This is a genomic window from Micromonospora sp. NPDC048909 (assembly GCF_040649635.1).
GTDB lineage: Bacteria > Actinomycetota > Actinomycetes > Mycobacteriales > Micromonosporaceae > Micromonospora.
In genome coordinates, this window is the sequence record NZ_JBEZFU010000004.1 from 189,131 (window position 1) to 211,238 (window position 22,108).

The following is a 22,108-nucleotide window of genomic DNA, read 5'->3' on the forward strand; positions in this document are numbered from 1 at the left end:
GCTCCCGGGTCCCGGGCGGCGCCCCGCCGCCCCCACCGGTACGCCGCCCCCACGCCGGCGTACCTCACCGGGTGAAACGAGCGCGGACCCGCCGACGACTCGCCCGGGTCAGCGCGGCGCGGCGAAGACCTGCGTCCAGTACGGCCCGTTGCTGCTGGCGATACCCACCCCGATCTCGGTGAATGCGCAGTTCAGGATGTTGGCCCGGTGCCCCGAGCTGTTCATCCAGGCGTCCATCACCGCGGCCGGCGTCTTCTGGTTCCAGGCCACGTTCTCGCCGTAGGTGCGCCACGCGTAGCCCACCCGGTCGAGCCGGTCGCCGGAGTCGCTGCCGTCGCTTCCGGTGTGCGACATGTTCTGGTGGTCGGCCTGGTCCTGGCTGTGCCGCTGGGCCGCCGTCATCAGCTTGTCGTCGATGCTCAGCGCCTTGCAGCCGGCCTTGGCCCGCTCGGCGTTCACCAGGTCCACCACTTCGCGCGCCTGGGCGCTGACGTTGCCGCTCAGCGGGGCCTTGGTGCCGGTGCTGCTCGGCGCGCTGCTGCGTTCGCTGCGCCGGGACGGCGCGGTGGTCCGCGACGGCGCGGGGGTGGACTTGCTGGTCCGGCTGGGCGACGGGGTGGGGCGGGCCGTGGTGGGCGAGGCGGTGGGGGAGGGTGCCACCAGCGCCTGGCCGGGAGCCGTCTCGTCGGTGGTCAGCTCCGGTGCGGTGGCGACGGTGTCGTCGACCGCGGTCGGGTCGGCCGCCTCGCCGCCGCCGCCGGGCAGGGCGAGCGCGCCGACGCCGAGGCTGACCACCAGGGTGGCCGCCGCGGCAGCGCCGCCGATCAGCAGCGGGCGCGGGAACCGGCGCGGCGAGCGGTGCCGCCCCTCGCTGCCGGCCTGCTCCGCGTCGGGCTGCCCGGCCGCCGCGACCGGGGCGGTCGGCGCACCGTACGGCCCGGCCTCGGTCAGCGCGTCGGCCGCCCGGTCCCCGTACGCCGGACCGTGGCCCGGGTGCCCGGCCGACCAGCCGCCGTCCGGCTCGCCGGACCAGCCTCCGGTCGCCGGCTCGGCCGCCCAGGTCTGCCTGTTCGGCTCGGCGGACCACTGCTCGGTGGCCGCATCGGCCGCCCAGTTCCCGGTGGTGTGCTCGGCGGACCAGCTCCCGCTGGCCAGCTCGGGGGACCAGGTGCCGGTGGCCGGCTCGGCGGACCAGGTGCCGCTGGTCGGCTCGGGGGATCGGCCTGCGGTGAGGTTGTCCGCCCACGGCCGGTTCGGCTCCGCCGACCACTGGCGGTTCGGCTCCGCCGACCACTGGCCGGTCGGCTGGTCACGCCATCCATCCGTGGGCTGGCCGGACCAACCCTGCGTCGGTTGGTCGCGGTGCCACTCCTCGGCCGGTTGCTCGGGGTCGTCGCCGAACAGGTAGGCCGAGCGCGGCTCCGGGCGGTCGCTCAGCCAGGCCGGCTCGTCACGCGGCGGCTCGGCACGCCGGGCGGCGGCATCCGGGTCGTTCGGGTCGGTCCAGCCGTACACGCCTTGGCCTCCAGGGGTCGGTTGCGGGCCGGGCTGACGCTACGGGCGCGCCGCGACCTGCGGCAACGTGGCTAAGGAAGAGTTAAAGCGAACCCGGACGCGCGGGTGCGGACTTCCCCGCATTGGAGGCGTACAGTTAGGGCGTCCGGACAGAGCGTGTCCGTGCCCTTGTGGCAGCCCCCGGCGAGTGGACAGGCCGACGTAGAGATGATCTACGGCCTGCGAGAACTTGACGAAGAGGGGGTTTGCGGCTCAATATATAGGTGTCGCCAGTCGCGCCCGGTCATGCCCAGATACAGCTGGAATGGCAGTCGCGAACACGTGGGCGCGCGTTGGCCGGCCTTTCCGGCAGCGCATATCAAGGAGTTCAAAATGGCGAAGGCCCTCTACGGCCACGTAGGTGCAGCGCCCGACCGGCGTCTGCTCGACGAGGTCACCCGACTGCGTGCCAGGGTTCAGGCACTGGAGTTCGAGCTCACGCGGTTGCGTGCCGAGAACGATCGGCTCGCCGCCGCCGCTACCGAGGCGGACGATCTGCTCCGACTCGCCGAGCCCGCGCTTACCTGATCTTCGGGTCGCAAAAACTGAATCGCACCACCAGAAAAAGCGCGCCGACACCTCTGTGCCGGCGCGCAGCTCTGTTTCCACCCCTTTTCCCCGGTCGCCATTCTTTCGATCTTGCGGTGACGCGGTGCGGAACTGCACCGGGACGCCCGGGAAACGGTGCGCCGGGTGCGCGTATGAACGATGCCCGCCTTTGCCGCCGGGCAGCGCGCGGCGTTCTCGTCGGGCCGGCCCCGGTGGCCCCGGGACCGCCCAACGGCGGCGACCGGGGCGGGTCGCGTGGTGGGTCCCGGGGGGTCCCGGGTTAGTCTGCGAGTTCACCAGGTCCGCGCAGCCGGCGACGGTACGGCGGCCACCGGACGAGGATCGAGAAGGTGCATCTCAAGAGCCTGACGGTGAAGGGCTTCAAATCCTTCGCCTCCGCGACGACGCTCAAGCTGGAGCCCGGGATCACCTGTGTGGTGGGTCCGAACGGCTCCGGCAAGTCCAACGTCGTCGACGCCATCGCCTGGGTGCTCGGCGAGCAGGGCGCCAAGGCGCTGCGCGGCGGCAAGATGGAGGACGTCATCTTCGCCGGCACCGCCGGTCGAGCGCCGCTGGGCCGGGCCGAGGTCACCCTCACCATCGACAACACCGACGGTGCGCTGCCCATCGAGTACACCGAGGTCTCGATCACCCGCCGGATGTTCCGCTCCGGCGAGAGCGAGTACGAGATCAACGGCAACACCTGCCGGCTGCTCGACATCCAGGAGCTGCTCTCCGACTCCGGCATCGGCCGGGAGATGCACATCATCGTCGGCCAGGGCCGGCTCGACGGCATGCTGCACGCCAAGCCGGAGGACCGGCGGGCGTTCATCGAGGAGGCGGCGGGCGTCCTCAAGCACCGCAAGCGCAAGGAAAAGGCGCTGCGCAAGCTCGACGCGATGCAGACCAACCTCAACCGGCTGACCGACCTCACCACCGAGCTGCGCCGCCAGCTGAAGCCGCTCGGTCGGCAGGCCGAGGTGGCCCGGCGGGCCGCCGCCATCCAGGCCAACCTGCGCGACGCCCGGCTGCGGCTGCTCGCCGACGACCTGGCCACCCTGCGCGCGACCCTGGACAGGGAGATCGCCGACGAGACCGCGCTGCGGGAGCGGCGCGAGCAGGTCGAGGCCGAGCACACCGAGGTGCAGGCGCGCCTCGGTGAGCTGGAGGCAGCCCTCGCGGAGGACGCGCCGCTGCTCGCCGCCGCCCAGGACACCTGGTACAAGCTCTCCGCCCTGCAGGAGCGGTTCCGCTCGATCGAGCAGCTCGCCCGGGAGCGGCTGCGTCACCTCAGCGCCGCCGGCGACGACGAGCGGCCCGGGCGCGACCCGGACCAGCTGGAGGCCGAGGCCGAGCGGGTCCGCGAGCAGGAGGAGGAGCTGCGCGGCGCGCTCACCGACGACCAGATCCGGCTCGCCGAGGCGGTGGAGCACCGCCAGGAGCTGGAGCGGCAGCTCGCCGCGGCCGAGCGGGAACTGGTCGCGGCGGCCAAGGCGATCGCCGACCGGCGGGAGGGGATGGCCCGGCTGACCGGCCAGGTCAACTCGGCCCGAGCCCGCACCACCAGCGCCGGGGAGGAGATCGAGCGGCTAGCCGCCGCGCACACCGATGCGCTCACCCGGGCCGAGAAGGCCCAGGCCGACCTGGACGCGGTGGCCGCGCAGTCGAGCGAGGCGGACCGGGACAACGCCGACCTGGACGCCCGGCACGACGAGGCGGTGGCCGTACAGGAGCGGGCCCAGGCAACCGTCCGGTCCCTCTCCGACGCCGAGCGTGCCGCCGAGAAGGACGCCGCCAGCTGGAAGGCGCGCGAGGAGGCCCTCGCCCTCGGCCTGCGCCGCAAGGACGGGGCGGGCGCCCTGCTGGCCCGGGCCGGTGAGGTGCCGGGCCTGCTCGGCAGCCTCTCCGGGCTGCTCACCGTCGCCCCGGGGCACGAGGCCGCCCTCGCCGCCGCGCTGGGCGGTCTGGCCGACGCGGTCGCGGTGACCGGGGTGGACGAGGCCGTCGAGGCGATGCGGCTGCTGAAGATCTCCGACGCCGGTCGGGCCGGCCTGCTGGTCGGCGGTCCCGCCGGTCCCGGTATGGACGGCTCGGCCGACGCGCTGCGCCCGAAGCTGCCCGACGGCGCGCGCTGGGCGCCGGACCTGGTGGAGTGCGCCGAGCAACTGCGCCCGGCGGTGCACCGGGCGCTGCGCGACGTGGTGCTCGTCGACGATCTCGCCGCGGCGGCCGAGCTGGTCAGCGGCAATCCGGAGCTGCGGGCGGTCACGCCCGAGGGTGACGTGGTCGGGGCGTACGCGGCGGCCGGGGGGTCGGCCAAGGCGCCCAGCTTCATCGAGGTGCAGGCGGCCGTCGAGGAGGCCCGGGCGAACCGGATCACGGCCGAGCGGACCGCCGCCGAACTGCGTGACCAGCTCGTCGCGGCGCGGGCCGAGGTGGCTGCCGCCAAGGAGGCGGTGCAGCACGCCGCGGCGGCCAAGCGGGAGGCGGAGAGCCACCGTAACGCCGCCGCCCGGCGGCTGGCCGAGTTGGGCGCGGCGGCCCGTTCGGCGAAGGCGGAGACCGATCGGCTCGGCGAGTCCCGGGCCCGCGCGGAGGCCGCCCGGGAGCGGGACCTGCTGACGCTCGCCGAGTTGGAGGAACGGCTGCGGCTGGCCGAGGAGACCCCGGTCGACGCCGAGCCCTCCACCGAGGATCGGGACCAGCTCGCCGCGATGGTGCCGCAGGCCCGGCAGAACGAGATGGAGGTCCGGCTGGCGGTGCGTACCGCCGAGGAGCGGGTCTCCTCGATCGCCGGCCGGGCCGACTCGCTGCGCCGGCAGGCCACCGCGGAGCGCGCCGCGCGGGAGCGGGCCGCGGCCCGGCGGGCGGCGCGGACCCGGGGCGCCCAGATCGCCCGGGCGGTGGCCGGCGGTGCGCGGGAGGCGCTCAGCCGGCTGAGCACCTCGATCGCCACGGCCGAGGAGCAGCGGGACGAGGTCGCCCGGGCGCGCGCCGCCCGGGAGGCCGAGCTCCAGGAGGTACGCGGCGCCGCCAAGCGGCTCGGCGCCGAACTGGAGCGGCTGACCAGCCAGGTGCACCGGGACGAGGTGGCCCGCGCCGAGCAGCGGCTGCGCATCGAGCAGCTGGAGGGCAAGGCGGCCGAGGACTTCGGTCTGGACGTGGAGACCCTGGTCGCCGAGTACGGCCCGACGCAGCCTGTTCCGCCGACGCAGGCGGACGTCGCCATCGCCGAGCGGGACGGCCTGCCGGTGCCTGAGCCGGTCCGCTACGAGCGGCCGGTGCAGGAGAAGCGGGCCGCCAAGGCGGAGCGGGAGCTGGCCCTGCTCGGCAAGGTGAACCCGCTGGCGCTGGAGGAGTTCGCCGCGCTGGAGGAGCGCTTCAAGTTCCTCTCCGAGCAGCTGGAGGACCTCAAGGCCACCCGTCGCGACCTGCTCACCGTGGTCAAGGACGTCGACGAGCGGATCCTGGAGGTCTTCGCCAGCGCCTTCGCCGACACCGCCCGCGAGTTCGAGCAGGTCTTCACCGTGCTCTTCCCCGGCGGCGAGGGCCGGCTGATCCTCACCGACCCGGAGGACCTGCTCACCACCGGCGTCGAGGTGGAGGCCCGCCCGCCGGGCAAGAAGATCAAGCGGCTGTCGCTGCTTTCCGGCGGTGAGCGGTCGCTGACGGCGGTGGCCATGCTGGTGGCGATCTTCCGCGCGCGACCCAGTCCGTTCTACATCATGGACGAGGTGGAGGCGGCGCTCGACGACGTGAACCTCGGCCGGCTCATCACGCTGCTGGCGCAGCTGCGGGAGAAGAGCCAGCTGATCGTCATCACGCACCAGAAGCGGACCATGGAGGTCGCCGACGCGCTCTACGGGGTGACCATGCGCGGCGGCGTCACCCAGGTCATCAGCCAGCGGCTCAACCGGGCCGACGGAGAGAACGAGCGGCTCGGCCGCGGCGAGGAGAACGGCTAGTGGCTCGGGAACGCGCGAGGGCGCTCCTGGTGGATTTCGATGGCGTCCTGCGGCGCTGGGACCCGGCGGTGGCCGCCGGAGTGGAGCGGCGCTACGGCCTCGCCGACGGCGTGCTCACCGAGATCGCCATGCAGTGGGGGCGCCTCCAGCCGGTGCTCACCGGGCAGGTCAGCCACGCCGACTGGATGAGCAGCGTGGCTGACGCCCTGGCCGAGCCCGCCGGCGGCCCGGAGCGTGCCCTGGCGGCGGTGCAGGAGTGGCAGCGCTATCGCGGCGAGGTGGACACCGAGGTGCTCGGCTTCCTCCGGGAGGCGCGGGCCGGCGGCATCCGGGTCGGCCTGGCCACCAACGCCACCGACCTGCTCGACGCCGACCTGGCCGCGCTCGACCTGACCGACGAGTTCGACGCGGTGGTCAGCTCGTACCGGCTCGGGGTGAACAAGCCGGCCAAGGAGTACTTCCGGGCGGCGTGCGAGGCCGTCGCCACGCCGCCGAACCGGGTGCTCTTCGTCGACGACGAGGACTGGTCGGTCGGCGGCGCCCGGGCCGCCGGGCTCTCCGCCCACCGTTGGGGCGGCCCCGGCGACCTGCGCTACCTGCGGGCCGCCCTGGAGTACTGAGGGGTCACTCGCCGGTGTGGCCGTCGATCCGTTCCCGGATCAGGTCGGCGTGGCCGTTGTGCCGGGCGTACTCCTCGATCAGGTGCGTGTAGACCCAGCGCAGGTTGAACTGCCGGCCCTTCGGACTCACCTCGGTGAACGTCTCGTCGAGCGAGCGGCCGGCCGCCGCGGCCCGGGCCAGCGCCAGCTCGCGGTGGAAGATGGCGAAGTCGGCCTCGGGGTCGGCGGCGCTGACGTCGAAGTCGGCGTCCGGGTGCTCAAGGGTGTAGTAGGGGTAGTCGACCGACTGGCCGGCGAAGTTCTCCCGGAACCACCAGGCCTCGACCTCGGCCAGGTGCCGGACGAGCCCGAGCAGGGTGAGCCCGGACGGCTCGACGCTGGGGGTCTTCAGCTGCTCGGCGGTCAGCCCGACGCACTTGAGCAGGATGGTCTGCCGGTGGTAGTCGAGCCAGCCCTCCAGCATGGTGCGCTCGTCGCCGACGTAGGGCTCGGGGGTCCGGGTGATCTCCGGTGCTCTCCAGGTCATCGGGCCATCCTCGCCGGAAGGTCTGACAACTGGCGACCGGTTATCAGGGGACCACGACGACCGGCCAGCGGCCGGTGCGTACCAGCCGGGTGGCCACCGAGCCGACCAGCCGGTGCCCGGCCTGTTCGGAGGCGCCGACCACCACCAGGTCCGCCTGGAACTCGTCGGCCGCGTCCCGCAGCTCGGTGTACGCGTCACCGTGCCGGCAGACGAAGGTGATCGGCAGGCCCAGCTCCTCGGCGCCGCGCCGGATCTCCTCGCGCAGCTCGGCGGCGAGTTCGTCCTGGGTCCGCCGCACGGCCCCGGCGTCCACGCCCGGCATCATCGCGACGAGCCCGTTCGGGGCGCTGACGAAGACGACCACGAGCGCCGCGCCCTGCCGGCGGGCCAGGCCGGCGGCGTACCAGCCGGCCCGGGCGGAGGTGCGGGTGCCGTCGACACCGACCAGCACCACCCTCGGCCCGTCGGTGCCGCGCTCGAACGGCAGAGGTCGGGCCTCCGGACCGTACTCCTCGCGATCCGGTGCTCCCAGGCTCATGGCCGCCTCTCTCAGCTCTGCTCGCCGGTGCGGTCCCACCACTATCGCTCGGATCGGCGGCGGCGCCCATCGGTAGCGAACCGCCGTCAACCCCGAGAGTTGTTTCAGATTAGTCCTGGTTGCCTGGAGCAACAACCTGCCGATGCGAGATTCCGTGAGGCCGTGCGACAGGGAACGACGGTTGCCGTGCGAGGGGGCAGGACGCGCGGTGGGGGAGGTCAGGACCAGGCGTCGTTGAAGCGGCCCAGCAGCCGGGCGAACTCCGCCACGTCCTGCGCCGGCCAGCTCTCCAGCGTGTCCCGGATGTGCCTCATCCGAGCGGCCCGTGCCGCGTCGAACCGGCGCTGCCCCTCCGCGGTGAGGCTCAGCTGGGCGGCCCGCCGGTCGCTCGGGTCCGGGTCCCGGTGGACCAGGCCGAGCGTCTCCAGCCCGCGGATCTGCCGGCTCAGCGTCCCCTTGCCGATGCCGAGCCGGCTGGCCAGGTCGGTCAGCCGGACCGACTCGCACCGGCGCAGCCAGAGCAGCAGGCCGTAGGCGTTCGGTTCCAGGTTGGGGTGCACCTCCCGGGCGACCTCCCAGGAGACCGCCCGGCCGCGCCGCAGCAGGGCGGTCAGCTCGTGCTCGACCGCCCGCAGGATCTCCGCCTGCTGCTCCTCCACGGCGTAGAGAGTACGGGGCCGGCTCAGCGTGCGCCGGTGAGCCGGCGGCGCACCACCGGGCGCAGGTGGCCGTCGCTGGTGGTGCCCTCGATGGTCACCTCGGCGGAGCGGCCCTGGTGCTCCAGGGTGGCCACCGCATTGCCGAAGTACGGCCCGGCCAGCTTGCGCCAGCGCACGCCGGGCCGGCGCACCCCGGCCGAGCGGGCCAGCGCCCGGGTGGCCGCTGCCGGACCCGAGGACCAGCCGAGCCGCATCAGCGGGCGTATCCCGGCCGGCACCTGGTTGTGGATCGGCGAGCAGGTGAGTTGGTGCACCGGGGTGGTCACCGCCGGGTCGTCGAACCGGGCCCGGGCCACGTACGAGTGGTGCACGTCGCCGGAGAGCACGCTGATGGACGCCGGCGGGGCGTACGCCGGGCCGGCGCCCACCCGGTCGCCCGGCGCGCCGGGAGCGCCGCTGCCGATCCGGGCGAAGGTCGCGCCGAGCGCCTCGAACGACCGGCGGAACGCGGCCCAGTGCTCCAGGTCGAGCGCCCGGCGCAGCTTCTCACCAAACCGGGCGACCCAGGGCCGCCCGGAGTCGGCCAGGCGCTCGTTCCACGCCTCGACGTGGTGGATGCCCGGTGGCAGCAGCCAGGGCAGCGAGGCCCCGACCACCAGGTGGTCGTAGACCCCGTGCGCCTGGTCGAGGAACCAGGACCACTCGCCCGGTGGCAGCATCGCCCGGTTGTCCGGGTCGAGCACCCGGCTGCATCGGTTGTCCAGCATCACCAGGCGGGTCCGCCCCACGTCGAGCGCGTAGCTCCACTGGTACTGCACCGCGCGCCACCGCTCGGTGTCGTGCGCGAGTTCGGCCTCCTGGTCCACCCGGTGGCCGAACTCGCGCAGCACGCCGGTGGCGTCCTCGGCCGCGCTGACCTTGGCGAAGATCGGGTCGGCGGCGATCTCGTCCGGGGCGAGGTTGCCCAGGTGCTGGTAGACCCAGTACGAGGCGAGCCCGCTGGCGATCCGCTCCGCCCACCACGGCTGCCGGCGCACCTCGTCGCGCCAACTGGCGGAGGTGTTCCAGTCGTCGATGATCTCGTGGTCGTCGAAGATCATCACGCTCGGCACGGTGGAGAGCAGCCAGCGGATCTCCGGGTCACGCCAGGACTCCAGGTAGAGCTTGGTGTACTCGTCGAAGCTCACCACCTGGTCGGCCGGGGCGCCCCGGGGCCGGCGCCGGCGCCGCTTGAGCAGCCGGCGCACCGTGGGCGAGGTGACGTCCGCGTAGACCTGGTCGCCGAGCAGCACCAGCAGGTCGGGCAGCGCGCCCGGCTCGGGGTCGGCCATCAACCGCCGGGCGTACGCGTCCAGCGCGTCCGGCGGCAGCTTGCGGGTGGTGGCGTGCTGGGTGGTCTCCCGGCAGGAGCCGAAGATCAGCCGGACCGGCTGCTCCCGGTCGTCGGCGGCCCGGGTGCGGATCACGCTCGGCGGGAACCCGGAACGTGGCTCAGGCCACACCACCTGGTCGTCGAGCAGCACCTCGTAGCTGGTGGCGCTCTGCGGGGTCAGCCCCTCCACCACCACCAGAGCGTAGTGATGGTCGTACGCGGTGAAGGTGGGCGCGGTGCCGGTGGCGCCCGCCGCGGTACGGACGGTGACCACCGCCGGCGCGTCGGTTTCGACCCAGACGGTGGCCCGCGTCCCGACGACCCGGCGCAGCAAGGGGCCGATGAGCAGGTGTGCGGCGGGCATGGCGGGACCTCCGAGATGAGCGGACTTCATCTTTACTACCCGGCCGGCGGTCGCACCACTGCTGGCTGTGACCGAGCGTACCGCCGCTTCCGGAACCTTTCGGGGGAGCCGTGGCTGGGACGGCGTCGTCGGCATCTGACAGGATTTCGGCATGACGGAATACCTCCTCATCGCGCTCGCCCTGCTCGGAGTGCTGATCCTCGGCGCCCTCGGGCTGGTCGTACCGCGCCTGCGCCGCCGCCCGGAGCCACCGCTGCCGACGACGGAGGTCGAGACACGGGCGGAGGAGGACCTGGCCGGCCCGCCGGTCGAGGCCCCGGAGTCCGAACTCTCCACCGGGGTGCTGGTGCCGCCCGTGGTGGAGGCGCCGACGCCGGTGCTGGAGGTCCCCGAGCCGACCGCCGGGCGGCTGGTCCGGCTGCGCGGGCGGCTCTCCCGCTCGCAGAACGCCTTCGGCAAGGGTCTGCTCGGCCTGCTCAGCCGGGACCACCTGGACGAGGACACCTGGGAGGAGATCGAGGACAGCCTGATCACGGCGGACGTCGGCATCGACGCCACCCGGGAGATCGTCGACCGGCTGCGCGAGCGCACCCGGGTGCTCGGCACCCGGACGGCCGGCGAGCTGCGTACGCTGCTCGCCGCCGAACTGGTCAACGCCCTCGCCCCGGAGCTGGACCGCTCGTTGAAGACCCAGCGCAAGGACGGCGTCCCGGCGGTGCTGCTGGTGGTCGGGGTCAACGGCGCCGGTAAGACCACCACCTGCGGCAAGATCGCCCGGGTGCTGGTCGCCGACGGCCGGAGCGTGGTGCTCGGCGCGGCCGACACCTTCCGCGCCGCCGCGGCCGACCAGCTGGAGACCTGGGGCGGGCGGGTCGGCGCCGAGACGGTACGCGGCCCGGAGGCCGCCGACCCGGCCAGCGTCGCCTTCGACGCCGTCAAACGCGGCATCGACACCGGGGTCGACACGGTCCTGATCGACACCGCCGGCCGGCTGCAGAACAAGGTCGGCCTGATGGACGAGCTCGGCAAGGTCAAGCGGGTGGTGGAGAAGCACGGCCCGATCGACGAGACGATCCTGATCCTGGACGCCACCACCGGGCAGAACGGCCTGGAGCAGGCCCGGGTCTTCACCGAGGTGGTCAACGTGACCGGCGTGGTGCTGACCAAGCTCGACGGCACCGCCAAGGGCGGCATCGTGATCGCGGTGCAGCGCAAGCTCGGCATCCCGGTGAAGCTGGTCGGCCTCGGCGAGGGGCCCGACGACCTGGCGCCGTTCGACCCGGCCCAGTTCGTCGACGCGCTGCTGGGCACCGAAGCCGCCGCACGGGACGCGTAGGCTCGGGTGACCACCGACGATCGCGCGTACGCGGGCTGGCGCGACCCGAGCCACCCCTCGCAGCGCCTGGGGAGACCGTACGTGACGTCACAGGAGATCCCGCTGCACGGCGGGAACGTGAGCACCGTGGTCCGGGTCGGCGACACGGTCCGGCGCAACGCCGGGCCCTGGACCCCCTCCGTGCACGCCCTGCTGCGCCACCTCGAGTACGTCGGGTTCACCGGCGCCCCGCGGGCGCTCGGCATGGACGAGCGCAACCGCGAGGTGCTGTCATACCTGGAGGGGGAGTGCGGGGAGTACCCGCTCGCCCCGCACTGGGTGACCGACGAGGCGCTGGTGACCGTGGCCACCATGCTGCGGATGTTCCACGACGCCCAGTACGGCTTCGTCCCGGCGCCCGGCGCGGTCTGGCGCTCGTTCGGGCCGCCGCCGCCGGACACCGAGGTGATCTGCCACCACGACGCCGCCCCGCACAACGTCATCTGGCGGCCGGACGGCACCCTCGGGCTGATCGACTTCGACCTCGCCTCGCCCGGCGCGCGGATCTACGACGTGGCGTACGCGGCGTGGACCTGGGTGCCGATCTTCTCCGACCGGGATTCGATCACCCTCGGCTGGAAGCACCCGGACCGCCCGCGTCGGCTGCGGCTCTTCGCCGACGCGTACGGGCTGATCCCGCGGGACCGGCACCGGCTGATCCGGACCATCCGCAAGCGGATCGTCGACCACGTCGAGGGGATCCGCCGGATGGCCGCCGCCGGCGAGCCGGCCTTCGTCCGGATCGTGCACAAGGGGCACCTCCGCCGCCCGATGCGCGACCTGCGGCTGCTCGACTACGAGCGGCACGCGCTGGAGCACGCGCTGCGCTGAGCTGAGCGACAGCGGTGGATCCGGCCGGCCGGTCGGCCATCGACGGCCGCCGTACGGCCGATCCGCCGTCGTCCATGCCTCCTGGCGGGCAACCCTCTTCACACGTCCGAAACAAGCCGTCACCGAACGGAAACCGGCATGGGACCCTCGGTGAAACAGCGGACAACCAAGCTTCCGCGCAACCGGCGTACGGGCGACGCTGCCCCGGAAGCCGCGAAGGAGGGAACTTAACCTTAGGAGGCCAGCGTGCCTGATGCACCGACGATCGACTCCGGCAACACCGTCTGGCTGCTGGTGTCGACCGCGCTCGTGCTCCTGATGACCCCGGGTCTGGCGTTGTTCTACGGCGGTCTGAACCGGGCCAAGGGCGTACTGAACATGATGATGATGAGCTTCACCGCGATCGGGCTCATCACCGTTCTGTGGTGGTTCTACGGCTTCAGCATCGCGTTCGGCAGCGATGTCAACGGCTTCTGGGGCGACCCGGCGGCCTACCTCGGCACCAAGACCTTCCTCGCCGAGACCGATCTCTGGGGCGCGACCGCCGAGAACCCGAGCGGCATCGGCGTCCCGCTCTACGTGTTCATGGCGTTCCAGATGGTCTTCGCGGTGATCACCGTCGCGCTGATCAGCGGCGCCATCGCCGACCGGGCCAAGATCGCCGGCTGGCTGCTCTTCGCCTTCGGCTGGGCGACCCTGGTCTACTTCCCGGTCGCGCACTGGGTCTGGGGCGGCGGCATCATCGGCGGCGACATCCACGCCCTGGACTTCGCCGGTGGCACCGCCGTGCACATCAACGCCGGAGCCGCGGCCCTGGCCGTCGCGCTGGTGCTCGGCAAGCGGCTGGGCTGGCCGCGGGAGGGCATGAAGCCGCACAACATCCCGCTGGTCGCGCTCGGCGCCGGCCTGCTCTGGTTCGGCTGGTTCGGGTTCAACGCCGGCTCGGAGCTCACCGTCGACTCGGTCGCCGGGCTGGCCTTCATCAACACCCAGTTGGCCACGGCCGCCGCCGTGCTCGGCTGGATCGCGGTGGAGTGGATCAAGGACAAGAAGCCGACCCTGGTCGGCGCGTCGTCCGGCGCCATCGCCGGCCTGGTGGCCATCACCCCGGCCTGTGGCTTCATCGCGCCCTGGGCGTCGGTGCTGCTCGGTCTGGTCGCCGGCGCGGTCTGCGCGGTCGCGGTGAGCCTGAAGTACAAGCTCGGCTACGACGACTCCCTCGACGTGGTCGGCGTGCACTTCGTCGGTGGCTGGATCGGCTCGCTCTGGCTGGGCCTCTTCGCCACCAACTCGGTCAACGCCGCGATCTCCGACGTGGTCGGCGCCTCCGACGGCCTGTTCTACGGCGGCGGGCTCACCCAGCTGGGCCGGCAGGCCCTGGCCGGCCTGATCGTCAGCGTCTGGTCGTTCGGCATCGCCTGGCTGCTCGCCTTCGCCATCGAGAAGACCATCGGCTTCCGGGTCCGCTCCGAGGCCGAGGTCGAGGGCATCGACATCGCCGAACACGCCGAGAGCGGTTACGACCTCTCGCCGGCCGGCGGCGGCAGTGGCGGTGCGTTCGCGATGGCCGGCATCGGGACGCCCGCCGGCACCGGGGCCGGTGGCGCCAAGCCGGCGGCGGAGCCCGCCGAGCCGGTCAGCGAAAAGGTCGCCGGTTAACGTTCCTGTGATGGAGGGGTTGGACATGAAACTGGTGACCGCGGTCATCAAGCCCTACCAGCTGGACGCGGTGAAGGAGGCCCTGCACGCCCTCGGCGTGGCCGGGCTGACCGTCAGCGAGGTCCAGGGGTACGGGCGGCAGAAGGGGCACACCGAGGTCTACCGGGGTGCCGAGTACACGGTCGAGTTCCTGCCCAAGATCCGCGTCGAGGTGCTCACCGACGAGATCGACGTCGAGAAGATCGTCGACGCGATCGTCGGGGCCGCCCGCACCGGGAAGATCGGTGACGGGAAGGTCTGGGTGACCGCCGTCGAGGAGGTCGTCCGGGTCCGCACCGGCGAGCGCGGTCTCGACGCGCTGTAGGAACGCCACGATGACCTCGTTGACCGGGAGGGCCACGCCGGGAACCCCCGCCGGCGTGCGCCCCCCGGTCGACGGGGTCGTCGCCGTCCCCGGCGTCGGGGGGCCGGCGCGGCAGGCGCGGGCGGCCGCGTACGAGGCGTTCCTCGAGCCGTTGCTGCCGCACCGGGACGGGGTGGCGCTGCTCGCCGTCGGCGGGCTCGGTCGTCGGCAGTGCGCCCCCTACGGCGACCTCGACCTGGTGCTGCTGCACGCCGGGGTGCCCGGCATCGACGAGCTGGCCGCCGCGATCTGGTATCCGGTCTGGGACGCCGGCCTGCGGCTCGACCATTCGGTGCGTACCGGCGCCGAGGCGCTCTCGGTGGCCCAGGACGACGTCAAGGTGGCGCTGGGGCTGCTCGACGCCCGGCTGGTCGCCGGCGACCCGGCGCTCGCCGACGCGCTGATCCGCACCGCCGCCGACCACTGGCGGCGCACCGCCGTACGCCAGGTCCCGCACCTGCGGGAGATCACCGCCGCCCGCTGGGCGGCCCACGGCGAGCTGGCCTTCCTGCTCGAGGGCGACCTCAAGGAGGCCGCCGGCGGGCTGCGCGACGTGGGCATCCTGCGGGCCATCGCCTCCGCCGGCGTCACGGATGCGCTGCGGCCCGCCGTGCGCGCCGCGCACCTGCGGCTGCTCGACGTCCGCGACGCGCTGCACCAGCAGGTCGGCCGCCGGGTGGACCGGCTGCTCGCCCAGGAGCGCGACGGCGTGGCCGAGCTGCTCGGGCTGGAGGACTCCGACGCCGTGCTACGCCGGGTGGCCGGCGACGCCCGTACCGTCAGCCACGCCCTGGACGACGCGTTCCGCGCGGCCGAGCGGCTGCGGGGCGGCCGGTCCCGGCTCGGCGCCGGACCCCCGGTGCGCCGGCCGGTGGCCCGGGACGTGGTGGAACACGACGGCGAGCTGGTGCTCGCCCGCACGGCGATCGGGGCCCGGCCCGACCCGAGCCTCTCCCTGCGGGTCGCCGCCGCCGCGGCCACCACCGGGTTGCCGATCGCCCGGGCGACCTGCGAATGGCTTGCCGCGTACTGCCCGCCGCTGCCCGCGCCCTGGCCGGCCGAGGCCCGGGCCGCGCTGATCACCCTGCTCGGCGCCGGTCCCGGCCTGGTGCCCGCCTGGGAGACCTGCGACCGGTACGGGCTGGTCGACGGCTGGCTGCCGGAGTGGACCCGGATGCGCAGCCTGCCCCAGCACAACCCGGTGCACCGGTTCACCCTCGACCGGCATCTGGTGCAGACCGCCTTCGAGGCCAGCCGGCACACCCGCGACGTGGAGCGCCCCGACCTGCTGCTGCTCGGCGCCCTGCTGCACGACGTCGGCAAGGGGCTCCCCGGCGGCGTCGACGTGCCGGCCGGACGGCACGTCCCCGGCGCCGGCTCGGCCGACCACAGCACGGTCGGCGCCCCGATCGCGGAGGCGGTGGCCAGCCGGATCGGCCTGCCCGCCGCGGAGGTCGCGCTGATCGGCCGGCTGGTCCGGCTGCACCTGCTGCTGCCCGACGTGGCCACCCGGCGGGACCTGACCGACCCGGTCACCATCTCCGGGGTCGCCGACGCGGTCGGTGATCCGGCCACCCTCGACCTGCTGCACGCCCTGGTCCGGGCGGACGCCGCGGCCACCGGGCCGGCCGCCTGGTCGGACTGGAAGGGCCGGCTCGTCGCCGAGCTGGTCGCCCGGGTCCGCACCGCGCTGGACACCGGGGCGCTGCCCGCCCCGCCCGCACCCGACCCGGCGCTTCTCGCCGAGCCGCTGCCGGTGGTCCAGCTGAGCTCGGACCGGGTGGCGGTCGCCGCGGCCGACCGGCGCGGCCTGCTCGCCACGGTGGCCGGCTGCCTGGCCCTGCACCGGCTCGAGGTGATCTCCGCGGACGCCTCGGCGGTCGACGGGCGGGCCCTCGTCGAGTGCCGGGTGCAGCCCCGCTACGGCCTCGCGCCCGACCCGATCGCGCTCAGCGCCGATCTGCGCCGGGCGCTCGCCGGCGATGTCTCGGTCAACCAGCGGCTGCGTGGCCGGGCCCTGGCGGCCCGCGGGGCGGGTGCCGCGCCCCGGGTGGTCTGGCACCGCGAGGCGGCCACCGACGCGGCGCTGCTGGAGCTGCGCGCGGCCGACGCCGCCGGGCTGCTCTACCGGGTGGCCTGCGCCCTCGACGAGGCCGACGCCGAGGTGCGGGCGGCCCGCATCTCCACCCTCGGCGGCGACGTGGTGGACGCCTTCTACCTGGTCGGTGGCTGGCCGGACGACGCCACCCGGGCCCGCCTGGAGGCCGCGGTGCTCGCCGTGGTGTGACGCCGGAGGTGGCCGCCGGGCGGCGTCCGCGCCCGCCCGCTACGTCCAGTCGCGTAGCCGCGGAGCCGCCCGCGGGCCGACGCGCCGACGCCCGCCGCGCGGAACCCTCGGTGGCATGAACCTGCCTGTGCAAACCGAAGGACTCACCAAGCGGTACGGCGGTCTGACCGCCGTGCAGGATCTCGACCTGACCGTGCGGGCCGGCGAGGTCTACGGCTTCCTCGGCCCCAACGGCGCCGGCAAGACCACCACCCTGCGGATGCTGCTCGGCCTGGTCCGCCCCACCGCCGGCACCGTCCGGCTGCTCGGGCGGCCACCGGGCGCCGGGCAGCTCGCCTCGGTGGGCGCGCTGATCGAGGGACCGGCCTTGTATCCGTACCTCTCCGGGCGGGAGAACCTGCGGGTGCTGGCCCGCTACGCCGGCGCCGCGGCCGACCGGGTCCCGCTGGTGCTCGACCTGGTCGACCTCGCCCACCGGGGCGGCGACCGGTACGCCGGCTACTCCCTCGGCATGAAACAGCGCCTCGGGGTCGCCGCCGCCCTGCTGAAGGATCCGCGCCTGCTCATCCTCGACGAACCCACCAACGGGCTGGATCCGGCCGGCACGGCCGACATGCGGCGGCTGATCCGACGGCTCGGTGCCGCGGGCTGCACGGTGCTCCTCTCCAGCCACCTGCTCGGCGAGGTCGAGCAGGTCTGCGACCGCGTCGGAGTGATCTCCCAGGGCCGGCTGGTCGCCGAGGGCAGCGTGGCGGACCTGCGCGGCGCTGCTGGCCTGCGGGTGCTGGCCGAGCCACTGGACGGCGCGGCCGAGTGCGCAAGGACGCTCGTCGGCGCCGACCGGGTGCGGGTGGTCGACGGGGGGCTGGAACTGGCCGTCGAACCGGAGCGGGCGGCCTGGCTGAACACGGAACTCGTCCAGGCCGGGGTGGCGGTACGGGAGCTGCGCCCCCGCGAACGCGACCTGGAGCAGGTGTTCTTCGAGCTGATCGGAATGGAGACGGCCGATGTCCGGTAGCTTCCAGGCGGAGCTCGTCAAGCTGGTGCGGCGGCCGGCCACCTGGCTCCTGCTCGCCATCACGCTGGTGCTCGCGGCGCTCTTCACGTACGTCTTCCCGTACGCCGGCTACGCCGGTGGCACGGGTGGCCCGAACAGCGAGCGAGGGTTGCCCGCGCTGCTGCCGGACCAGTTGGTGGGCAACTCGCTCGGCGGGCTGCCGGTCTTCCTCGGCGCGATCGTGTTGATTCTCGGCGTGCTCGTGGTCGGCGGCGAATACGGCTGGGGCACCTGGAAGACGGTGCTGTCGCAGGGGCCGTCGCGCACGGCCGTCTACGTCGGCAAGCTGGCGGCGCTGGGGGTCGCCGCGCTGGTCGTCGTCCTGGCCGTGTTCGGCGTCGGCGCGGTGGGCAGCGCGCTCATCGCCGCCGCCGAGTCGCAGCCGGCGCGCTGGCCGGGGCTCAGCGACCTGCTGACCGGGGTCGGGGCGGGCTGGCTCATCGCCATGATGTGGGCGATGCTCGGTGTCGTGCTGGCCGTCGCCCTGCGTGCCGTGGCCCTGCCGGTCGGGTTGGGCCTGGTGTGGATGCTCGCGGTGCAGAATCTGCTGGCCGCCATCGCCGCGCCGCTGCTGGACTGGGTGGCGCAGCTGCAGAAGGGCCTACCCGGCCCCAACGCCGGCTCGCTGGCCGCTGCGCTGGGCGCGTCGTCGGACACGCCGGGGGTGACGACGGCGGTCGGTGGCGGGCAGGCCGCGCTGGTGGTGGCCGGCTACCTGGTCGCGTTCGCGGCGGCGGGTGCGGTGCTGCTGAGCCGGCGGGACATTGACTGAGCGGGCGGACACGATGGGAAACGACGGGAGGGGCGGCGTGGACCGGGATCGGCCCGGATGGCGGGAGAGCGTCGGTGACGCCGCCCTCGCCCTCGTCCTGCTCGCGTTCGGGCTGGCCGGCACCGGGCCGTCCGCCGCCGAACGCGGCGTCGCCGCCGACGGAAAGGCGTACGCGCTCGTGGTCGTCGCCGCCCTGGCGCTGGCGGTCCGGCGCCGATGGCCGTTCGTCACGCTGGCGGTTGCGGCCACGGCCGCCACGGCGTACCTGGTGCTCGGCTACCCGTACGGGCCGATTCTGGTGTCGTTCCTCCTCGCGGTCTACACAGTCGCCGCGCACCGGGCCCTGCGGCCGGCGGCCACCGGCGGCGCGATCGCCCTTGCGGTGCTGACCACGCACGTCTTCGTCGGTGTCCGGCCGCCGGGCCTGCTCGGGCTCATGCCCGCTGCGGCGTGGGTGGTGGTGCCCTTCGCGGTCGGGACCACCGTCCGGGTCACCCGGGAGGCGGCCGCCCGCAACCGGGCGGAGGAGGCACGCCGGCTGGCCGACGGGGAACGGCTGCGGGTTGCCCAGGAGGTGCACGACGTGGTCGGGCACGGTCTCGCCGCAATCCACATGCAGGCGGAGATCGCGCTGCATCTGCTGGAGAAGCGACCCGAGCAGGCGCACACGGCGCTCGCCGCGATCAGCCGGACCAGCAAGGAGGCGCTCGACGAGCTGCGGGTCACGCTGGCGGTGGTCCGCCGGGGCGACGGCACGGCCGAGCGGGCGCCCGCGCCGGGGCTGACCCAGGTTCCGGCGCTGCGCGACCGGCTTGCCGGAACCGGGCTGCCGGTCACGGTGGAGGTCGACGGGGAGCCGGCGGCGCTGCCGGTCGCGGTGGACCTCGCCGCCTACCGGGTGGTCCAGGAGTCGTTGACCAACGTGCTGCGGCACGCCGGTCCGGCGACCGCCGCCGTGCGGATCCGCTACACCTCGACAGCGGTGGAGGTGGAGGTGGCCGACACCGGGCGCGGGGTGGTCGGGGCTGCCCGCGGGACGGCCGGGTCCGGGCTGGCCGGGATGCGGGAGCGGATCGTCGCGCTGGGCGGGTCGTTCGAGGCCGGGCCCGCCGACGGCGGCGGATTCCGGGTGTACGCGAGGTTGCCGGTGGAGGAGCGCTCATGATCAGGGTGTTGATCGCGGACGACCAGGACCTGGTCCGGATCGGGCTGCGCGCCCTGGTGGAGAGCGAGGACGACCTGGAGCTGGCCGGCGAGGCGGCCGACGGCCTGGCGGCCGTCGAGCTGGCCCGTCGGGAGCACCCGGACGTGATCCTGATGGACGTCCGGATGCCCGGCGTGGACGGCATCGAGGCGACCCGGCGGATCGTCGCCGACCCGGAGCTGACCGGCACCCGGGTGATCGTGCTGACCACCTTCGAGCTGGACGAGTACGTCTTCGACGCGCTGCGCCACGGTGCCAGCGGGTTCCTCACCAAGGACACCCGCCCCGCTGAACTGCTGCGGGCGATCCGGCTGGTCGCCGAGGGGGAGGCGCTGCTCTCACCGTCGGTGACCCGCCGGGTGGTGCGCGAGTTCGCCACCCGCCCGGCCCGTGTGCCCCGCCCGCACCCCCGACTCGGCACGCTGACGGATCGGGAGCGCGAGGTGGTCGCCCTGGTCGGCGAGGGGCTCAGCAACGAGGAGATCGCGGGCCGGCTGGTGGTCAGTCCGGCCACCGCGCGTACCCATGTCAGCCGGGCGATGATCAAGCTGGGCGCAAGGGACCGGGCCCAGCTGGTCGTCTTCGCGTACCAGTCGGGGCTGGTCGCCTGATCAACGACGGAGCCGCTTCCGCGGCGCACGCTACGCCGACCGGCGCGATCCTGGCGGGCGACGGGGCGGCCCGGAGCGAGGGCTGGGCTGGGCCGGAGCGCGGGTGCGCGCGGCGGGCTACCCTAGCGATGGCCGGACTCCACGGAGCCGGCCGCCTTGTGCCCGACGAAACACTGACAAACGGGATGTTCGCGTGTTTGACACCTTGAGTGACCGCCTCTCCGGGATCTTCACCAAGCTCCGCGGCAAGGGCCGGCTCACCGATGCCGACATCGACGCCACCGCGCGCGAGATCCGCCTCGCGCTGCTGGAGGCGGATGTCGCGCTGCCGGTCGTCAAGGGCTTCATCGCCAACGTCAAGGAGCGGGCGCGCGGCGCGGAGGTCTCCCAGGCGCTCAACCCGGCCCAGCAGATCGTCAAGATCGTCAACGAGGAGCTGATCAACGTCCTCGGCGGCGAGGGGCGGCGGCTCCAGTTCGCCAAGCAGCCGCCGACGGTGATCATGCTCGCCGGCCTCCAGGGCTCCGGTAAGACCACCCTCGCCGGCAAGCTGGCCCGCTGGCTCAAGGCCCAGGGCCACCAGCCGCTGCTGGTCGCCGCCGACCTCCAGCGCCCCAACGCCGTCGGGCAGCTCCAGGTGCTCGGTGGCCGGGCCGGGGTCGAGGTGTACGCCCCGGAGCCCGGCAACGGCGTCGGCGACCCGGTCCAGGTGGCCCGTGCCTCGATCGAGCACGCGAAGCGCGCGGCCCGGGACATCGTCATCGTCGACACCGCCGGCCGGCTCGGTATCGACGCCGAGATGATGCAGCAGGCCGCCGACATCCGCGACGCCGTCCAGCCGGACGAGGTCATCTTCGTCATCGACGCGATGGTCGGTCAGGACGCCGTCCGTACCGCCGAGGCGTTCCGCGACGGCGTCGGCATCAGCGGCGTGGTCCTCTCCAAGCTCGACGGCGACGCCCGCGGTGGTGCCGCGCTCTCCGTCCGCGAGGTCACCGGGCAGCCGATCCTCTTCGCCTCCACCGGCGAGAAGCTGGAGGACTTCGACGTCTTCCACCCCGACCGGATGGCCAGCCGGATCCTCGGCATGGGCGACGTCCTCACTCTGATCGAGCAGGCCGAGCAGGCCTTCGACTCCGATCAGAAGGAGAAGATGACCGCCAAGCTGATGGGCGGCGAGCAGTTCACCCTGGAGGACTTCCTCGACCAGCTCATCGCGGTCCGCCGGATGGGCCCGATCGCCAACGTGCTGGCCATGATGCCCGGCATGGGGCAGATGAAGGACCAGATCGCCGAGCTGGACGACAAGCACTTCGACCGGGTCACCGCGATCATCCGCTCGATGACCCCGGGCGAGCGGACCAACCCGAAGATCATCAACGGCTCCCGCCGGGCGCGTATCGCCAACGGCTCCGGGGTCACCGTGATGGACGTCAACCAGCTGCTCAACCGCTTCTCCGACGCGCAGAAGATGATGAAGCAGATGGGCGGCATGATGGGCCTGCCCGGTGGTGGCCGGCGCAAGGCGACCAAGTCGCCGAAGAACAAGCGCAAGGGCACCAAGGGCGGCAACCGGCCGCGCGCCGGCGCGGGGATGGCGGGCGGCTTCCCGGGCGGCATGCCGCAGCTCCCGCCGGGCCTCGACCCGGGTGACCTGGCCGGTGGGCAGGGCCTCCCGCCGGGCTTCAAGCTCCCGAAGATCGACTTCAACAAGCTCGGCAAGGGCGGTGACAACCGCCCCCGCTGACGCGTGTCGGCGACG

Annotated in this window: 18 protein-coding genes; 13 read left to right on the forward strand and 5 right to left on the reverse strand. The window is 73.8% G+C overall.

Features of this window, described 5'->3' with window-relative positions:
- Nucleotides 1–108: 108 nt before the first annotated feature.
- Complete coding sequence (locus AB0C04_RS13130; RefSeq protein WP_357052755.1) at nt 109–1,515, reverse strand: CAP domain-containing protein; 1,407 nt, start codon at nt 1,513–1,515, stop codon at nt 109–111.
- Between the two features lie 372 nt (nt 1,516–1,887).
- On the opposite strand from AB0C04_RS13130, the gene AB0C04_RS13135 reads away from it, so the two are divergent.
- The 3 genes from AB0C04_RS13135 (at nt 1,888) to AB0C04_RS13145 (ending at nt 6,688) form a co-directional block, all read left to right on the forward strand.
- Complete coding sequence (locus tag AB0C04_RS13135; RefSeq protein WP_350869634.1) at nt 1,888–2,082, forward strand: hypothetical protein; 195 nt, start codon at nt 1,888–1,890, stop codon at nt 2,080–2,082.
- A 371-nt stretch (nt 2,083–2,453) separates the two neighbouring features.
- Complete coding sequence (smc, locus tag AB0C04_RS13140) at nt 2,454–6,068, forward strand: chromosome segregation protein SMC (protein ID WP_357052759.1); 3,615 nt, start codon at nt 2,454–2,456, stop codon at nt 6,066–6,068.
- Complete coding sequence (locus AB0C04_RS13145; RefSeq protein ID WP_357052762.1) at nt 6,068–6,688, forward strand: HAD-IA family hydrolase; 621 nt, start codon at nt 6,068–6,070, stop codon at nt 6,686–6,688. The genes smc and AB0C04_RS13145 overlap by 1 nt, the downstream gene beginning before the upstream one ends.
- Nucleotides 6,689–6,692: 4 nt before the next feature.
- Here the strand turns inward: AB0C04_RS13145 and AB0C04_RS13150 are convergent, their stop codons facing one another.
- The 4 genes from AB0C04_RS13150 to AB0C04_RS13165 form a co-directional block, all read right to left on the reverse strand.
- Nucleotides 6,693–7,214: a DinB family protein gene (locus AB0C04_RS13150; RefSeq protein WP_357052765.1), complete on the reverse strand. Its 522-nt coding sequence runs from the start codon at nt 7,212–7,214 to the stop codon at nt 6,693–6,695.
- A 43-nt stretch (nt 7,215–7,257) separates the two neighbouring features.
- The gene (locus AB0C04_RS13155; RefSeq protein ID WP_357053688.1) at nt 7,258–7,746 is read right to left on the reverse strand and encodes a universal stress protein; all 489 of its coding nucleotides are present in this window, start codon (nt 7,744–7,746) and stop codon (nt 7,258–7,260) included.
- 224 nt (nt 7,747–7,970) lie between these two features.
- Nucleotides 7,971–8,411, reverse strand: a complete 441-nt coding sequence (locus AB0C04_RS13160) for a MarR family transcriptional regulator (protein ID WP_357052768.1) — start codon at nt 8,409–8,411, stop codon at nt 7,971–7,973.
- A gap of 23 nt (nt 8,412–8,434) precedes the next feature.
- On the reverse strand, nt 8,435–10,147 hold the full coding sequence (locus tag AB0C04_RS13165; RefSeq protein WP_357052771.1) for an alkaline phosphatase D family protein: 1,713 nt from the start codon (nt 10,145–10,147) through the stop codon (nt 8,435–8,437).
- A gap of 151 nt (nt 10,148–10,298) precedes the next feature.
- On the opposite strand from AB0C04_RS13165, the gene ftsY reads away from it, so the two are divergent.
- The 10 genes from ftsY to ffh all read left to right on the forward strand — a co-directional run bounded on the left by ftsY (nt 10,299) and on the right by ffh (nt 22,093).
- Nucleotides 10,299–11,483: a signal recognition particle-docking protein FtsY gene (gene ftsY, locus AB0C04_RS13170; RefSeq protein WP_350869644.1), complete on the forward strand. Its 1,185-nt coding sequence runs from the start codon at nt 10,299–10,301 to the stop codon at nt 11,481–11,483.
- 6 nt (nt 11,484–11,489) lie between these two features.
- Entirely contained in the window at nt 11,490–12,353 is an 864-nt protein-coding gene (locus tag AB0C04_RS13175) for an aminoglycoside phosphotransferase family protein (protein WP_350869647.1), read from the forward strand.
- Nucleotides 12,354–12,599: 246 nt separating this feature from the next.
- A complete protein-coding gene (locus AB0C04_RS13180) occupies nt 12,600–14,012 on the forward strand; it encodes an ammonium transporter (protein ID WP_357052775.1) in 1,413 nt (470 codons plus the stop codon).
- Between the two features lie 25 nt (nt 14,013–14,037).
- On the forward strand, nt 14,038–14,376 hold the full coding sequence (locus AB0C04_RS13185) for a P-II family nitrogen regulator (protein WP_348651077.1): 339 nt from the start codon (nt 14,038–14,040) through the stop codon (nt 14,374–14,376).
- 10 nt (nt 14,377–14,386) lie between these two features.
- Nucleotides 14,387–16,702, forward strand: a complete 2,316-nt coding sequence (locus AB0C04_RS13190; RefSeq protein ID WP_357052778.1) for a [protein-PII] uridylyltransferase — start codon at nt 14,387–14,389, stop codon at nt 16,700–16,702.
- A 115-nt stretch (nt 16,703–16,817) separates the two neighbouring features.
- Nucleotides 16,818–17,720 (forward strand): ABC transporter ATP-binding protein, encoded by a 903-nt coding sequence (locus AB0C04_RS13195; RefSeq protein ID WP_357052781.1) that lies wholly within the window; start codon nt 16,818–16,820, stop codon nt 17,718–17,720.
- Nucleotides 17,710–18,531 (forward strand): ABC transporter permease subunit, encoded by an 822-nt coding sequence (locus tag AB0C04_RS13200; RefSeq protein WP_357052784.1) that lies wholly within the window; start codon nt 17,710–17,712, stop codon nt 18,529–18,531. Before AB0C04_RS13195 ends, AB0C04_RS13200 begins: the two co-directional genes overlap by 11 nt.
- A gap of 37 nt (nt 18,532–18,568) precedes the next feature.
- Nucleotides 18,569–19,696, forward strand: coding sequence for a sensor histidine kinase (locus tag AB0C04_RS13205; RefSeq protein WP_357052787.1), 1,128 nt, complete (start codon nt 18,569–18,571; stop codon nt 19,694–19,696).
- Nucleotides 19,693–20,346 carry a response regulator transcription factor gene (locus AB0C04_RS13210; RefSeq protein ID WP_357052790.1) on the forward strand — a complete coding sequence of 218 codons (654 nt, stop codon included), beginning with the start codon at nt 19,693–19,695 and terminating at the stop codon, nt 20,344–20,346. The genes AB0C04_RS13205 and AB0C04_RS13210 overlap by 4 nt, the downstream gene beginning before the upstream one ends.
- 193 nt (nt 20,347–20,539) lie before the next feature.
- A complete protein-coding gene (gene ffh, locus AB0C04_RS13215; RefSeq protein ID WP_357052793.1) occupies nt 20,540–22,093 on the forward strand; it encodes a signal recognition particle protein in 1,554 nt (517 codons plus the stop codon).
- Nucleotides 22,094–22,108 lie beyond the last annotated feature (15 nt).

Coding starts and splice junctions, on each gene's coding strand:
- AB0C04_RS13185 (WP_348651077.1), top strand. CDS start 14,038: ATGAAACTGGTGACCGCGGTCATCAAGCCCTACCAGCTGGACGCGGTG.
- AB0C04_RS13150 (WP_357052765.1), bottom strand. CDS start 7,214: ATGACCTGGAGAGCACCGGAGATCACCCGGACCCCCGAGCCCTACGTC.
- AB0C04_RS13195 (WP_357052781.1), top strand. CDS start 16,818: ATGAACCTGCCTGTGCAAACCGAAGGACTCACCAAGCGGTACGGCGGT.
- ftsY (WP_350869644.1), top strand. CDS start 10,299: ATGACGGAATACCTCCTCATCGCGCTCGCCCTGCTCGGAGTGCTGATC.
- AB0C04_RS13135 (WP_350869634.1), top strand. CDS start 1,888: ATGGCGAAGGCCCTCTACGGCCACGTAGGTGCAGCGCCCGACCGGCGT.
- AB0C04_RS13200 (WP_357052784.1), top strand. CDS start 17,710: ATGTCCGGTAGCTTCCAGGCGGAGCTCGTCAAGCTGGTGCGGCGGCCG.
- AB0C04_RS13165 (WP_357052771.1), bottom strand. CDS start 10,147: ATGCCCGCCGCACACCTGCTCATCGGCCCCTTGCTGCGCCGGGTCGTC.
- AB0C04_RS13190 (WP_357052778.1), top strand. CDS start 14,387: ATGACCTCGTTGACCGGGAGGGCCACGCCGGGAACCCCCGCCGGCGTG.
- AB0C04_RS13210 (WP_357052790.1), top strand. CDS start 19,693: ATGATCAGGGTGTTGATCGCGGACGACCAGGACCTGGTCCGGATCGGG.